The 13,936-nt window shown below is 56.9% G+C and carries 14 protein-coding genes and 2 pseudogenes; 12 read left to right on the top strand and 4 right to left on the bottom strand.

The annotated features are described in order from the left end of the window. Positions 1-41 precede the first annotated feature (41 nt). Together DCG74_RS39140 and DCG74_RS37425 are read right to left on the bottom strand one after the other, a co-directional pair. On the bottom strand, positions 42-449 hold the full coding sequence (locus DCG74_RS39140) for an avidin/streptavidin family protein (protein ID WP_172788326.1): 408 nt from the start codon (positions 447-449) through the stop codon (positions 42-44). A gap of 744 nt (positions 450-1,193) precedes the next feature. Beyond that, a pseudogene (locus DCG74_RS37425) lies at positions 1,194-1,451 on the bottom strand (IS701 family transposase); the annotation flags it as partial. Between DCG74_RS37425 and trbG the strand changes: the two are divergent. The 3 genes and pseudogenes from trbG to DCG74_RS37410 all read left to right on the top strand — a co-directional run. Then, positions 1,451-2,230: pseudogene (gene trbG / locus DCG74_RS37420) on the top strand (P-type conjugative transfer protein TrbG); the annotation flags it as partial. The pseudogenes DCG74_RS37425 and trbG sit on opposite strands and share 1 nt — an antisense overlap. Beyond that, the gene (locus DCG74_RS37415; protein WP_172788377.1) at positions 2,230-3,438 is read left to right on the top strand and encodes a TrbI/VirB10 family protein; all 1,209 of its coding nucleotides are present in this window, start codon (positions 2,230-2,232) and stop codon (positions 3,436-3,438) included. The pseudogene trbG and the gene DCG74_RS37415, both read left to right, overlap by 1 nt. A gap of 4 nt (positions 3,439-3,442) precedes the next feature. After that, a complete protein-coding gene (locus DCG74_RS37410; protein ID WP_172788376.1) occupies positions 3,443-3,691 on the top strand; it encodes a DUF2274 domain-containing protein in 249 nt (82 codons plus the stop codon). Positions 3,692-3,959: 268 nt separating this feature from the next. On the opposite strand, the gene DCG74_RS37405 is transcribed toward DCG74_RS37410, so the two are convergent. Together DCG74_RS37405 and DCG74_RS39135 are read right to left on the bottom strand one after the other, a co-directional pair. Next, positions 3,960-4,199, bottom strand: a complete 240-nt coding sequence (locus tag DCG74_RS37405; protein ID WP_172788375.1) for a hypothetical protein — start codon at positions 4,197-4,199, stop codon at positions 3,960-3,962. Then, complete coding sequence (locus tag DCG74_RS39135; RefSeq protein ID WP_172788374.1) at positions 4,196-4,594, bottom strand: TetR/AcrR family transcriptional regulator; 399 nt, start codon at positions 4,592-4,594, stop codon at positions 4,196-4,198. The genes DCG74_RS37405 and DCG74_RS39135 overlap by 4 nt, the downstream gene beginning before the upstream one ends. A gap of 99 nt (positions 4,595-4,693) precedes the next feature. Between DCG74_RS39135 and DCG74_RS37400 the strand changes: the two genes are divergently transcribed. The 9 genes from DCG74_RS37400 (at position 4,694) to DCG74_RS37360 (ending at position 13,920) form a co-directional block, all read left to right on the top strand. Next, positions 4,694-6,454, top strand: coding sequence for an AMP-binding protein (locus DCG74_RS37400; RefSeq protein ID WP_172788386.1), 1,761 nt, complete (start codon positions 4,694-4,696; stop codon positions 6,452-6,454). After that, on the top strand, positions 6,358-7,170 hold the full coding sequence (locus DCG74_RS37395) for a crotonase/enoyl-CoA hydratase family protein (protein WP_172788373.1): 813 nt from the start codon (positions 6,358-6,360) through the stop codon (positions 7,168-7,170). Before DCG74_RS37400 ends, DCG74_RS37395 begins: the two co-directional genes overlap by 97 nt. Before the next feature lie 819 nt (positions 7,171-7,989). Further along, positions 7,990-9,270: an OpgC domain-containing protein gene (locus DCG74_RS37390; RefSeq protein ID WP_246708977.1), complete on the top strand. Its 1,281-nt coding sequence runs from the start codon at positions 7,990-7,992 to the stop codon at positions 9,268-9,270. An 80-nt stretch (positions 9,271-9,350) separates the two neighbouring features. Beyond that, positions 9,351-9,980, top strand: a complete 630-nt coding sequence (locus DCG74_RS37385; protein WP_306558008.1) for a DUF411 domain-containing protein — start codon at positions 9,351-9,353, stop codon at positions 9,978-9,980. A gap of 84 nt (positions 9,981-10,064) precedes the next feature. Then, on the top strand, positions 10,065-10,619 hold the full coding sequence (locus DCG74_RS37380; RefSeq protein ID WP_172788372.1) for a sigma-70 family RNA polymerase sigma factor: 555 nt from the start codon (positions 10,065-10,067) through the stop codon (positions 10,617-10,619). Next, positions 10,616-11,260, top strand: coding sequence for an NrsF family protein (locus tag DCG74_RS37375; protein WP_172788371.1), 645 nt, complete (start codon positions 10,616-10,618; stop codon positions 11,258-11,260). The genes DCG74_RS37380 and DCG74_RS37375 overlap by 4 nt, the downstream gene beginning before the upstream one ends. Before the next feature lie 82 nt (positions 11,261-11,342). After that, a complete protein-coding gene (locus tag DCG74_RS37370; protein ID WP_246708976.1) occupies positions 11,343-11,630 on the top strand; it encodes a hypothetical protein in 288 nt (95 codons plus the stop codon). A 1,284-nt stretch (positions 11,631-12,914) separates the two neighbouring features. Beyond that, a complete protein-coding gene (locus DCG74_RS37365) occupies positions 12,915-13,217 on the top strand; it encodes a copper-binding protein (protein ID WP_172788370.1) in 303 nt (100 codons plus the stop codon). Between the two features lie 88 nt (positions 13,218-13,305). After that, positions 13,306-13,920, top strand: a complete 615-nt coding sequence (locus DCG74_RS37360) for an RNA polymerase sigma factor (protein WP_172788369.1) — start codon at positions 13,306-13,308, stop codon at positions 13,918-13,920. Positions 13,921-13,936: the final 16 nt, after the last annotated feature.

Here is a 13,936-nt window from a genome sequence, read left to right as displayed (position 1 = left end):
CTCCTCGTAAAGAAGTCCCGCCCCGTCATTTTGTGACACTTTCAGTCCGATCCCACGTAGAACAGGGTCCCCGCAGTTGGAATATTCTTATCAGCGACGCGGCCGTTCCAAATGGTGATCGTTGCGCAGTTTGGAGCTGCGGGTGCCGTCCAATTAACGTAAAAAGCGATCCTATTTGCGGTAACGACGCCTGCGACAAGGTAGGGCTGTCCCTGGCATGAAACTTCAGTCGCATTGTTAACATACGTTCCGGCGAAATTCCCCGTCGATGCATCGAGCGTTTGGATCGACAGAAGAGAGCCTCGCTGATTTACCCATTTAGAGGGACTGGCAACCGCGCGTGAGCAGGCACCGACGTAACGGCAAAGAGCAGGAGCACAATCAAGCGTGTCATGGTATTCCCCTAGCAACAGGCAACTGCGCAGACGCTGCCGGAGATGCGCTCTCATACCGACGCCTATTTCGCTCCCGCAGCCTCCACTAAGAGTTCTCGCGTTGTCGTATCGCCTGATTGTTCAGAGGCCGACTTGCCGACGGCCTCATCATTCTCGAGCGACATTGATTACCGCCTCTTGAACATGCTCAAGGAGCAAATGACGCAACGGGTCATCTTGAGGTATTCGAGCAATGCCTTTTTTGTCTTGTTTCGTTCCGAGGCAATACTCTTTTCCTTCAGCTTCGATCTATGGCGAAGCGTGTGCCAGCCGATGGTTCTAAACTCCGCCTTCCTACAGAGTTTGCGGATCACGTAGTGCATTCCGTAGTTGTAGTTCCAGTGAACGGGCGACCCTCCGAGCCTCGGAACACGTACCCAGTGTCCTTCTTACGCCGGTACAGCATCGTGTACACATCAATGTCGAGCGGTATATGCCGCGTGCGGTTACTCTTCGGCGCGACTAGCGTCTTCCCACGATCATCGTATGAATGTCTCACCGCAACGTTGGGCGTGAGCCAATCGAGAGACGACCACTGAAAGGCCGCTGAGCTCTCCTTGCCGCATACCCGTCCGCCGCGCCGTCAGAACTAGTTCGTGCACTAGCATTACAGTTGCCTTTTTTTCTTGAGATGCGCTTTGCGCGCGTTGGCCTGATGAGCCCTGCGCCAGGACGACCACGCGAGGATGTGAGCGTGCGGGATACGTCGCTGGGCTAGCTTAAGGGCGATGCGACGGATCTCCTGGATCGACCAGCGGATCAAGAACGATGCTTCGGTCGAGGCCGCGGTCGCGTTTTTTTAAGCAATGGCCTGGTGTTGGCCCGATGACGGATGACGGCCATCATGGCGAAGGCAAGCATGACGAGTGAGACATGGCGATGCCAGCCATGCCAGGAGCGAGTTTCGTTGTGGTCAAGACCGAGCTCGTTCTTGGCGGTTTCGAAGCTGTCCTCGATGGCCCAGCGATGGCCTTCCACCGACACCAGCTTCTGGATGGACGTGCCTTTGGGGCACCAAGCCGGCTCTCGGCGGCAAGTCAGGCGGGAAAGAAGACACCGAGCCGGTGAGCCGGGTTGAGACCGCAAACAGCGCTGCGCGAGTAGAGCCTCGCAAGAGGGGATATTTCAATGCGGCGCAGATCTATACTTACAGTCCCGGGGCGCTCTATCAGGTTTACGCCGCACCGGGGCAGATCACCGATATTGCGCTCGAGGAGGGAGAGCAGTTGACGGGGGCAGGGCCCATCGCGGCCGGAGATACCGTGCGCTGGGTCGTAGGAGATACCGAGAGTGGAAGCGGCGACACACGACGAGTCCACATCCTGGTGAAGCCGATCCGGGCTTCGATCGAAACCAATCTTGTCGTCAATACCGACCGGCGTACTTACCTGATGGAGCTCCGCTCGCGCGAGCGGCCATATATGCCAACTGTTGCCTGGTACTACCCGGAAACCGTTCGCGAACGCTTGCGCGCGGCCAAGCCAAGACCTGCTCTTCCCGATCAGACCCAGCGTGTCCTTCGTTATGCGATTGAAGGAGACAGCCCACCGTGGCGGCCACTTGCCGCCTATGATGATGGCCTCAAGGTTTATGTCGAATTCCCGCAAGGGATCATCCAAGGCGAGATGCCGCCGCTCTTCGTCATCGGCCCCGACGGTAAGACCCAACTCGTCAACTATCGCGCCTACGGCAACGTGTTGATCGTGGATCGGTTGTTCGCAGCCGCAGAACTGCGGCTTGGGGGTGAGCACCAGCAAAAGGTCAGGATTGTCAGGACCGACGGGAGGCCGTTGTAATGAACACCCAGAATGATCGCGAGCGGGCGATTCAGTCGCAAACACCGGACGAGGTGTCTAGTAGCTTCCGGCTAAGAGCGGAGCCACCGCGAGTGACGCGCCTATCGCGGAAGGTCTTCGCAGGCGGCAGCGCGGTTGCCTTGCTCGTTATCGGCGGCGCCGTGTTGTGGTCCCTGCAAAGCAATCGTCCCCAAAACCAGACGGGCGATGAACTCTACAGCACTGATCATCATAATGTTGCCGACGGAATTGCAACGCTGCCAAAGGACTATACGGGTGTGCCACGTCAGGCCATACCGCAACTCGGTCCGCCGCTTCCCGGAGATCTTGGCCGACCAATCCTTGCTGCTCAGGGCCAATCGCCGATGATCGGCGTCTCGGCTCCTGATCCGGAACAGCACCGGCGGGATCAAGAAACAGAGGCAGCCCGTGTAAGCCACCTGTTCGCATCGACCGGCGGGAGAGAAGTGCGTGCATCTTCTGCCGCGGAGGGAGGCGCTGGCAACGCTCAGTCGATCCAGACCACCAATAGCGACGAAGGATCTGCGCACGGTCAGGACAGGAAGCGCGCATTTATCAATGCTTCCGTGGATCGTCGTACAGTAAGCCCCGACCGCATCACCAGGCCGGCTTCACCGTATGTCCTGCAGGCTGGAACTGTCATCCCGGGAGCCCTGATCACCGGAATCAGATCGGACCTTCCAGGGCAGATCACCGCGCAGGTGACCGAAAATGTCTTCGATTCGCCAACCGGGCGCCTCCTGCTCATCCCGCAGGGGGCGCGCCTGATCGGTGTCTACGACAGCCAGGTCGCGTTCGGCCAGTCTCGTGTCCTGTTGGTTTGGACCCGCCTAATAATGCCGAATGGTCGTTCGATCGTTCTGGAGCGACAGCCGGGCGCGGACGCGGCGGGGCATTCAGGATTGGAAGACGAGGTCGACAGTCATTGGGGGGAGCTGTTCAAGGCTGCTGCCCTTTCGACGTTGCTGGCTGTCGGTACCGAACTTGGTGCAGGTTCGGAAGCCAATAGCAACGACAGTGCCATTCTCCAGGCATTACGGCACGGGGCAGGTGCCTCGCTAAATCAAACCGGCCAGCAGGTTGTCCGCCGTAGTCTGAATATTCAGCCGACGCTGACAATTCGTCCGGGATTCCCGGTGCGCGTCATTGTCAACCGTGACCTCGTGCTTGCGTCATACAGAGGGTAACTCGATGCCCAAGCTCAAGATCGGAACGCTGACTGACAATAAGCCAGTCCGACTTACCGTCGACTTGCCGGCCTCTGTGCATCGAGATTTGGTCGCGTACGCGAAAGCTCTTGCAAGTGAATCCGGTCAGACTATTAGCGACCCGGGCAAACTGATCGCTCCCATGTTGGCGCGGTTCATGGCAACGGATCGCGGCTTCGCGAAGCTACGGCGAGCTTTTCAGTCGGGCGATAGCGTTCAGCCAAAAACTTGAGAAAACGCGCCAAGGCAGATTGTGCTATGTGCGCGCCAGTATGCGGAGAGATCAACGTGCGCGAAGGAAACTAGCGACCATATTCGCCGGCCGGGCTGTGCACAGGAGCAGGAGCTTCCAAAAAGTTCCGATCTAATGACAACCGGACACCAGGCGGCCGAATATATCCACCAAACTGGCAAATGGAGATTGGTCGTCAATTGATCAGCAGCTGATGCGGGCACTGTAGCGTTTCTTCCGAGGTCTCTCGTGCAGACACTTTGAACGATCAGTTGCAAGCGCTTGCATATTCCAAACGGGAGACGAGAGCTTCGAGGTGGGCTGATGCAATAGCGTCCAGTGCGCTGTCAAGCATACGCAGGCGACCGGTCTGATGAACGATTAGCGCTCCGATCAGAAAAGCGAAAAGAGCGCTCGTTTCGAGCCGGGCCTTCGCTTCCGTCAGTTGGCCCAATGTCCGAAGAGCATCACGCAACAGATCGAGCGTGCCATTTAAACGTTTGTTCAAGTCCCTATCAAAATCCGGACTGAGCCCTCCGGCCTTAGCCCGTGCCAGAGATAAAGCCCAAGGGCGACCTCATCCGGCTTGTCCTGATAGTACGAGAGAAAAGCGAGCGCTCCTGCTTTCAACTTCATTCGAGGGCCGCGCGCAGTTCGGATTGAACTTTCAACGTATTCGCTCAGTCGGTCCAGGGATTCCGCCAGCAAGTCAGCATAGATAGCTTCCTTCGAAGGAAAGAGAGGATAGATCGCGCCGGTCGTACAGCCCGCCTCAGTGGCAATAGCGCGCATGGTCGCCCCATCGAGGCCGTCACGGGCAAAGACACGCCAGGCTCCATCCAGGACAACCCGACGTCGCGCCTGATTGAGCGCGAAAATAACACTGTTATTTCTATAATCCAACGATATTGCGGGAGGCGGCGCCGAGTGGTTGAGGCGGGACAATCATCAAGCTACGTGGCGGGCTTGGCTGACCAACCGCTACGGGGCGAAACGATCGCAATGGCGCTGGATCGGGCCGCCCAGACCTGGCCTGAGCAACTTGCTGTCGTTGTTCGCGAGCAAGGTTTGCGCCTGAGTTATGCCGCGCTGAGAGATGGGGGCGAGGCGTTCGCCCGCAGTCTCATCGCTCTCGGTCTCACACCCGGAGAAATCGGGATCTGGTCGCCAAACAACATCGAGTGGGTTTTGACGCAATTCGCCGCTGCTAAAGCCGGACTGATCCTGGTCAGCCTCAATCCGGCCTATCGTTCTTCCGAGATCGGATATGCTTTAAGAAAGGTCGGCTGCCGCGCCATCGTATGTGCGACGGCATACAAGAGCAGCCACTACCTTGAAATCTTGGCAGAAGTCGCGCCCGAATTGAAAACGTCAGCGCCTGGTCAACTTCGTGCCGAGGCACTTCCAGAGCTCAAGATCGTAATCCAAATCGGCGGTCCCGCATTTCCGGGAGCGATTTCATTCGAAGACTGTGCGTCAAATCGCAGCGACGCCGGCACGTCTTTGGCTGACATAGCGAGCAAGATTAGCTTTGACGATCCTACAAACATCCAGTCCACCAGCGGCACCACGGGCGCGCCGAAGGGCGCAACGCTCACGGATCACAACATCTTAAACAACGGATACTTTGTCGGTGAAGCGCTCGGGCTGAGTGCCGTGGATCGGGTTTGCATTCCCGTTCCGTTTTATCACTGCTTTGGCATGGTCATGGGCAACCTGGCCTGTCTCACGCACGGCTCAACCATGGTCATACCAGGAGCTGCATTTGAACCGGGCGCGGTGCTCTCCGCCATCGAAGAAGAGGCGTGCGCGGCGCTGTACGGAGTGCCGACAATGTTCATCTCCGTGCTAGAGCACCCTGAACTCGGCCGCTTTCGGCTTGGTTCGCTCCGCACCGGCATCATGGCGGGTGCGCCGTGCCCTATCGAAGTCATGCGACGCGTCGTGGATCAACTGGGCATACGAGAAATTACCATCGCCTACGGAATGACGGAGACTAGTCCGGTCAGCTTTCAAACAAGCCGCACTGACACGCTGGAGCGACGTGTTTCGACCGTCGGACGCATACATCCGCACATCGAGATCAAAATCGTCGACGATAGAGGGGCGATCGTCCCAAGAGGCACAACTGGTCAGCTGTGTACGCGTGGATATTCCGTGATGCGCGGGTACTGGGGCGACGAGCAGCGCACCGCCGAAGTGATCGATGCGGCTGGTTGGATGCATACCGGCGATCTAGCCACTATCAACGGCGACGGCTACTGCAACATCGTTGGCCGCATGAAAGATATGGTTATTCGCGGCGGCGAGAACGTTTATCCACGCGAAGTGGAAGAGTTTCTCCATACCCACCCCGACATCCAAGATGTTCAAGTCTTCGGTGTGCCGGATACTAAATTTGGCGAGGAGTTGTGCGCGTGGGTTCGCCTTCGAGATTCACGCAAACTCGAGGAGGAGGATGTCCGCAACTACTGCCGTGGGAAAATCGCGCACTACAAGGTACCCCGATATGTGCGCATTGTTAAAGAATTCCCCATGACCGTCTCAGGCAAAGTCCAAAAATTCGTCATGCGCGTCCGCCTAGGACGAAACTCGGATTGTTTCGATCGTCTTGACCCCATCGGGGTCAAATACCTATCCAACTCAAACAGGAGAACCAGCCATGAGTGTCTACGTCGAAAAAAAAAGGGCCAGTTACGACGGTCATTAACGACCGGCCCAACGCGCGAAACGCCGGCGATCCGGCAACAGCGGATGCGTTGACCAAGGCATTTCTCGCCTTCGACGCCGATCCGGATGCCAAAGTTGCGGTTTTTTGGGGAGCCGGCGGCGCCTTCTGCGCCGGCTGGGATCTAAAATACGCCGCGGGCCTTTCCGATCGAAAGCGATTCCAAGCAGAGATCGTCGAGGGCCTTGCATTTCCGCTGGGGGCGGCCCCCTCTCCGCGCGGGCCCCTCGGACCATCAAGGCTCGAACTGTCGAAGCCTGTCATCGCTGCCGTAGAGGGCCCCGCCGTCGCCGGTGGCATGGAATTGGCACTCTGGTGCGACATTCGCGTGATGGCCGAGGACGCATATTTCGGTGTCTTTTGCCGACGCTGGGGAATTCCGCTTCTGGATGGAGGCACGGTGAGGTTGCCCAGACTCGTGGGCCAAGGGCGGGCAATGGAAATCATCCTGACGGGCCGCAAAGTTTCCGCGGACGAAGCATACCGTATCGGATTGTGCGAAAAAATCGCGCCAAGGGGGGAGGCAAGGGCAGCCGCTGAAAACATGGCGCAAGAAATCGCTCGCTTCCCACAAGCAGCGGTGAAAGCAGATCGTGCCAACGTTCTCGAGACATACGGACTGCAGGTGCGCGAAGCTCTTAAACGCGAATGGGCGAACGGGATCGAGGCCCATCACAAGCAAGGCGCGAATGGAGCGGCCCGCTTCTCGGCCGGAAAAGGGCGGCACGGCGACTTCGCTGACATCTTGTAGGCCAGCGGCATGTTTCGGGTCGAGCGCTCTCTGGTAAGTGACGCTACGTGCGTCGAATTATTACGTCCGTTCAGCGCAAATAGATCGCTTGGCGCAGCTCTCTGCTTTTGCCATTGGTCACGTGGCGCCTTCGATCGTCCTAGCACCACGCACCAATCATCGGACCGACCACTTGGAATCCACGGACTTGAGTTAGATGAAACTCATCGGTCAAAGAAACTCCTGCGTTAGTCTTTCCTCTCGAAACTGTCGTGGTCTTGTCGATCGTCGCCTGCATCAGTCACCGGATGAACAGCGTCGCCAAGATGGTCTAGCTCAAGAGGTGGCGCTGGAACGGGCTATGAAATCAAGCGAGATGGGATGGAGCACGTTATGGCGGACGAGAAGGTGAGCCGAAAGGTAATGGACGGCGATCACTACCGAAATGGAATTGGGTATCAAGCAGGGCGGCTCGAGCCAGCCCATCAATTCGGGGGCGACGACTACGCTAGTCCTTCCACTAAGCCGTCGAGTGGCACGAAGTAGCGTTGCCGAATGTGAGCAGCTGTTCGCCCGGCAGATCATAATCAGCCCCGGACTGTCGGGCATACTCTGTCGCCGCGAGAGGAGATGATCTTCATCCCTTGAGCGGCGACAGAGAAGGCATGCGAGCACAGTCAGTGAACAGAACTCTGGATCGGCGAAGCCACGGTTCATGCAGACAAAAGCTCCTTGTAACGGCGGAGCCGGGCCGAGGCATTCGCCGTCGATTTGACGTGCTGAGTAGAGCGCAACCGCCGAGGAACGAGACATAATCGTTTGAAATGATGGGAGCAGGCTTTGCCTGACGGGTTAACTGGCCGCACTAACGGCTGGATGCTGCAGATCGCAATGTTCGTTAGGCGGCGGCTTTGGGAAGCGATCACGGTTAGATCCGTGCTGCCGAAGTCGCAGCGCGATCTGCGGTTGGATTTATTCCGAGGGCTCGCGAACTGGCTGATCTTTCTGGGTCATATTCCGGAGTCAATACTCGCCTGGTTCACTACCAGAAACTACGGGTTCAGTGATGGAGCCGATCTATTCGTCTTGATATCCGGCTACACCGCAACCTTTGTATTCGGTAGAATCATGATGGAGCGCGGCTTCGCAATCGGAGCGACCAGGTTGCTTCGCCGTGTGTGGCAACTTTATGCGGCCCATTTGCTTCTGTTTCTATTTTACCTCACTTCGGTGCACTACCTATCGCATAAGTGTGACGATCCTCATCTCATGGATCAATTCAACGTCGCGCACCTCATGAAGTTTCCGGTCGAGACGCTTTCGCAGGGGATGGCGCTGAAGTTCAAGCCGCTCAATCTCGACGTCCTACCACTCTATATCGTTCTGATGGCGGCGTTCCCTATCGTACTTTGGGTCGTGCTGCGATGGCGCAATGTCGTATTGATTGGATCGATCGGGCTATATGCTGCTGCTCGTCAATATGGCTGGAATTTTGCGTCTTATCCTGCGGGAGCATGGTACTTCAACCCTTATACTTGGCAGTTGCTTTTTGTGTCTGGAGCCTGGCTCGCACTCGGTGGGGCTCAGGGCAGCCGTTGGCTGCTCCAGTTTCGCTTCCTGCATGCGCTCGGTTTCGGCTTTTTGCTATTCGCTTTCGTGATCGCGCTCGCGGAGCGGATTCCGGAGTTGCGACAGCTCATTCCAGATGTGATCGACGAGATGTTCATCCCGAATGACAAGACCAATCTCGCGCCCTATCGAGTGATCTACTTGGCGAGCCTAGTGTTCGTCGTCGTCGCACTCATTCCTATCGATTGGCCGGGTCTGCAGTGGTCGATCTTCAAGCCCTTGATTAGATGTGGCCAGCAATCGCTGTCAGTTTTCTGCGTTGGTCTGTTCCTCTCTTTCGTCGCCCATTTTGTACTGGAGCTCGGTTCGGGCGGAGTTCTGGCCCAGCTCCTCGTAGGCGCTGCAGGCCTGTGGATCCTGACGATCATCTCCTACTATCGGACCTGGTCGAAGCAGGTAGATAAAAGTGTGTCTTCTGACCGATCAAACGCAGGGCGTCACTCAGGCTCCGCTGAGCCACTGCGTGTACTTCGCGCAGATGGATCAAAGTGATACGGAGAAGAAATACGCAATCGTGGACCAGCGCTTATTTTGTCACCACACCAAATCGTTAAGCGAGACAAAGGACGTCGATGGTTCAAACGCCTTTCGGAGAAGACTCGATGCCAAGCTCGTTTGGGAAGCTTCGATATTCGCGTAGAATGATTTGTGCTGGAATGATCGGAATGGCGGTAGCACCGCCGCCCCTTCGTGCTGCCACCGACGTCTTGGTTTACAAGGACCCGAACTGCGATTGCTGCGGCGATTGGGTGAAACAAGTCGGCGACGCGGGGTTCTCCGTCCAGATTGAAGAGGCGAGCGATCTGAGCGCGATCCGCAGCCGCCTCGGTGTCCCCCCGGATCTGGCTGGCTGTCATACCGCTGAAGTCGGAGGTTATGTGATCGAGGGACATGTGCCCGTGGCTGCGGTGAGCAGATTGCTTTCCGAGCGGCCTGACGCTGTGGGCATTTCGGCGCCTGGAATGCCTCAAGGATCGCCGGGCATGAGCGGAAGCCCGAAAAGTACTCGGTCATATTGTTCGGACCGCGTGGTCGCCGGACCTTCATGCAGTTCGTCGGCTCGGAAGAGGCAGGCTGACAAGCATGAAATGGGGAAACGAATACCCGCGAACTCCGAATTTACGGGTCCGCAAAACGTGTGCCAAAATTCTGAACACGAGCCTGGCGTGAGACGAATCGAGCGAGGACTTAAGATCGATTGATCTACTGCGTGGCCTCCATCGAGCATTGTTTAGAGCCAACTGTAACCGGAGCAACAAGACTAGCGAACTATTAGCTGAGAAAAGATGACGGCGGAAACAGAGCTCAAGGCGCTCATGGTAGCCAGTCAAGAAGGTGACGCGGTCGCCCATCGTCTGCTGCTTGCTCGATTGAGCAACCATTTGCGTGCATACTACAAAGGCAAGCTTGCCAAGCTCAGCCGCCGTTTGGCGGAATCCGAGGATCTCGTCCAGGAGGCGGTGCTGGCGATCCACACACAGCGACATACCTACGATCCGGTCGAATTGTTCACTCCTTGGGTCCATGCGATCGCACGCTATAAGTTGATTGATTTTCTGCGAAGGGACCGAGCTACTATCGTTGATGTCCCGCTTGATGAGGCTGCCGAAGTAACTGCGCGTGATGATCATATCAGCGCCGAAAGTAGTTTTGATCTCAGCCGACTCTTAAGACGATTGCCGAAGAAGATGAGGTGTTCAATTGAGGCGGTGAAGCTCGAGGGCTTGAGCGTAGCGGAAGCCGCCGAGCGGTGCAGAATCTCGGAGGCAAGTGTAAAGGTCAATATTCATCGCGGGTTGAAGGTTTTGTCGACGTTAATCGCGCGGAGGACGCAGACATGAACACAGATGAGCTAATTGCGGCTCTCAGTAGGAGTGTCGAACCAATCGATCGACAGTTGATCAACCGAAGAATGACTATTGCCCTTGCGATGGCGGTCGTGGTCGCGATCGGGATCGTTCTTATTGCATTGGGCGTTCGCACCGATCTGAGGGCGCCCCGGGCGATTATTTTCATGTCGCTCAAGCTTGCGTTCGCGATTGGCACGGTCGGTGGGGCGTCATATTACCTAGCGCGGCTAATGCGTCCTGGAGGTGAGCGGCGAGCTTCAGTGGTATCGGCCGCGCTTCCATTTGCTGCGACTCTGTTGCTCGCGGCCGTCAGCCTCGGAGGGGCACCAAAATCGCACTGGGACAAGATGGTGATGGGAGATGAGTGGCTCGAATGCCTCATTTCCATTCCCGTCATCGCTATCGTTCCTTTTGCGGTTGTTATCTGGACAGTAAAAAATAATGCAGCTCCGACTAGTCTTGTTCGCGCGGCCGCCATCAGCGGCCTTATTGCCGGCGGCGCAAGCGCAGTTGGCTATGCCCTACACTGCACAGACGACTCGTTACCCTTCGTCGCGCTTTGGTATGGCGGTACAATCGCAATATGTACGATCGTGGGGGCGCTGTTAGGACCGCGGATGCTGCGCTGGTAACCGACAAGTAAAACAGTTGACGTTCCCGTGAATTTGTAACCACCGAGAAATAGGATCCGAACTCCTCATTAGAAGCGCACGCATGCGCCTCGGAAAAATGAATGGAGTGACTATGTGGATCAAAGGTCTTCTCGCAATTGCCTTTTCGGCTGTGTTGTCCGGCACCGCTCAAGCGGGCTCAACCATTACCGACAAGAGCTATTGGCTGAACGAAGCGAGGCGCAGCGTTCAGGCCGGAGCACCTTTCCGGCAGCGCGATCTTTACTCGGCATTCGCCCACAGTCACGGTGCGCCCAAAGGACAGGTTGCGCCAGATGCGACGGGCGGCGGATTCATTTGGCGCTATCAGGGCGGGCCGAAATCTCGCTAATGAGAGCCGGCGACGATGAATCTGCAGCCATATTACGCGGCACATCGCAAAATAGTTTCCTTGGCGCCCCCCCTTGTATGTGGGAATGATCGAAGTGCGGTCGAAGGCGCCTCGTCGTAAGCGCATATTGACGTCAAAGGAGTAGCAGGCCGTGCTAAGACTTGAACGGGGGGCTCGACGTTTCAAAGCGGACGGCTTAATCCTTGGGCCGCCCAGATGTAGGCTCGAAGTTGCGAGCAAATGAAGAATGCCCAACAGGCCTGAAGAGCCCCGGACTGTCGGACTTGCTCCGTAATCCGCAATGGACGGGGTACTCCTCTAGTGATGCGACAGATGAAAGCCGAGTATGTGTCAGGCCTAAAAGTGGGACTTGTAAATAGTTTTGGTTGATTCAGCGACGCTCGAGCACGGTTACAAGATGGGTGGCTTAACAAAGCTAGCGCGCAGATGGTTGGGATGGCTCGCCGCTATCACATATTTGCTCGCGTCGCTGACCCCGACTCTCGCTGTCCGGCTTCCGGCGGATCTGATCGAACCGCTAAATCAAGTCAACCACCTGGCGCCGGATGCCCACGAGCACGCGCATGGTCATAATCTTACGCGTGCGCATGAACAGGGCGGCCACCAACACGGCCCCGCGGGCGCTCTAATGGCTTATGCGGAGCCTGCCGCGGATTCGCCGGATGGGCACGACGGCTGCGATCAACAAAATCAACATGGCAACTGCTGCGGTTCAGTGCTCTGCATGAGCGCCGTCGCTCCTCAATTGCCTTTGCTCGCTCAATTCGAGCCCATGCGATCGCGAGGGGAGTACGAACCGGCCTCCATGTGCGCCGGCGAGAGGTTCGGGCCGCTTTATCGACCCCCCATAGCCTGAAAGCACGTGAATCCATGATGTGTCGCGCTCCCATTCGGAGCGGCTGGATTCGTATGGCGGTCCTTATCAGGAGTCTATTATGCAGGGTCGTATGGTGGCGAGTAACGCCGCCTGGATGACAGCTGGCCGCGCGAGCAATGGAGAAATGCATGCGCTTACGCTGCGCCGTTCTTCTGGCCTCTGTCGTCTCGCTCACAGTCAGCTGCGCGACGACCGGTTTTTTATTGAGGGCGGAATCCTCCGATTCGGGAGCCGAGGTCGCGAACCGCGGTTAGCGGCCCACGCTTGCCACTATACGCCGACCTGCGTCCAACCTCGCGGGTCGGATGGCGAGCCCGGGCCGCCGTGAGTGCGCCTTGAGGAGGAATGTCGTGAAGTGATCGCACCATCAACAAGGAATCGAGAAAATGACGTCTCTTGTGAGATCAGCGCTACTAATTGCCGCTTTCGCGGTCCTCCCGCTCGCTACTTTCGCCCAGACGAATCTTGTCGCCGGCGAGGTCAAGAAAATCGACGAGAGAGCTGGCAAGATCACCCTCAAGCATGGGCCCATAAAGAACCTGGATATGGAAGACGAGGAGATGATCATGGTGTTCCGGGTCTCCGATCCCTCCATGCTCAATCAAGTGAAAGTAGGAGAAAAGGTTCAATTCGACGCTGAGCGGCTGACGGGCGGAATAACAATCACAAAGATTCAGAAGGCAAAGTGAAACGTCGACGGAACGCCTCTTCTCCGAAGCAGCGTTTCGATTCGAACGGGAGAGCAGCAGCCCGTCAAAGCTAGCTTGGTACATCGCCATGAGCTCGTCGCGGAATACGACACCAAGTCCTCAGAGTACATGTGCGGCTCAGCCATCCGGGGTGCCGGACCGCGTGGTTCGAGCGGCAATTGTACGAAGCTATGATCGCGTCCGAAATTATCTGCAAAAGCGCTTCAGCTCGCCGAGTGACGCCGAAGAAGTACTGCAGGTGTTCGTGCTGAGAGCGCTGGAGCGATCCGCCGATATCCGAGACGCGCAGTCGGTCCGTGGGTGGCTCAGCAGGGTTCTAGCGACCACAATAGCGGACTTCCATCGCAAGAGGCTGCGAAATAGTGCGCGAGAAATACCGCTGCCCGAGGAACTGGGCGATCGTATAGCAATCAATCAAGATGCAACATTCGAAAGCGAGATATGTGAATGTCTTTATGCTCATCTTCCCCTATTGAAAATGGAACACGCTGACATTATCCGCCGAATAGACTTGGCAGGCGAACCGAGGGAGGTGGTTGCGACTGATCTCGGGGTGACGGTCAATAATCTCACTGTGCGTTTATTCCGTGCTCGTCAAGCATTGCGGGACCTCCTCGAACGGAAATGCGTAGTGTGCCGCGAAGATAGCTTCGCGGAGTGTCGATGCAATGGAAGTCGATGAATACAGCCGGAGTCGA

Source organism: Bradyrhizobium sp. WBAH42 (genome assembly GCF_024585265.1).
GTDB lineage: Bacteria > Pseudomonadota > Alphaproteobacteria > Rhizobiales > Xanthobacteraceae > Bradyrhizobium.
The sequence above is the reverse complement of the archived record's forward strand: the minus strand, read 5'-3'. Positions and strand labels throughout refer to the sequence as shown.

Excerpts from the sequence above, each read along its gene's own strand:
- DCG74_RS37370 (WP_246708976.1), top strand. The coding sequence starts at position 11,343 with ATGCGCCTCGGAAAAATGAATGGAGTGACTATGTGGATCAAAGGTCTT.
- DCG74_RS37380 (WP_172788372.1), top strand. The coding sequence starts at position 10,065 with ATGACGGCGGAAACAGAGCTCAAGGCGCTCATGGTAGCCAGTCAAGAA.
- DCG74_RS37400 (WP_172788386.1), top strand. The coding sequence starts at position 4,694 with ATGGCGCTGGATCGGGCCGCCCAGACCTGGCCTGAGCAACTTGCTGTC.
- DCG74_RS37365 (WP_172788370.1), top strand. The coding sequence starts at position 12,915 with ATGACGTCTCTTGTGAGATCAGCGCTACTAATTGCCGCTTTCGCGGTC.
- DCG74_RS37375 (WP_172788371.1), top strand. The coding sequence starts at position 10,616 with ATGAACACAGATGAGCTAATTGCGGCTCTCAGTAGGAGTGTCGAACCA.
- DCG74_RS37360 (WP_172788369.1), top strand. The coding sequence starts at position 13,306 with ATGAGCTCGTCGCGGAATACGACACCAAGTCCTCAGAGTACATGTGCG.
- DCG74_RS37415 (WP_172788377.1), top strand. The coding sequence starts at position 2,230 with ATGAACACCCAGAATGATCGCGAGCGGGCGATTCAGTCGCAAACACCG.
- DCG74_RS39140 (WP_172788326.1), bottom strand. The coding sequence starts at position 449 with ATGAGAGCGCATCTCCGGCAGCGTCTGCGCAGTTGCCTGTTGCTAGGG.
- DCG74_RS37410 (WP_172788376.1), top strand. The coding sequence starts at position 3,443 with ATGCCCAAGCTCAAGATCGGAACGCTGACTGACAATAAGCCAGTCCGA.
- DCG74_RS37385 (WP_306558008.1), top strand. The coding sequence starts at position 9,351 with ATGGTTCAAACGCCTTTCGGAGAAGACTCGATGCCAAGCTCGTTTGGG.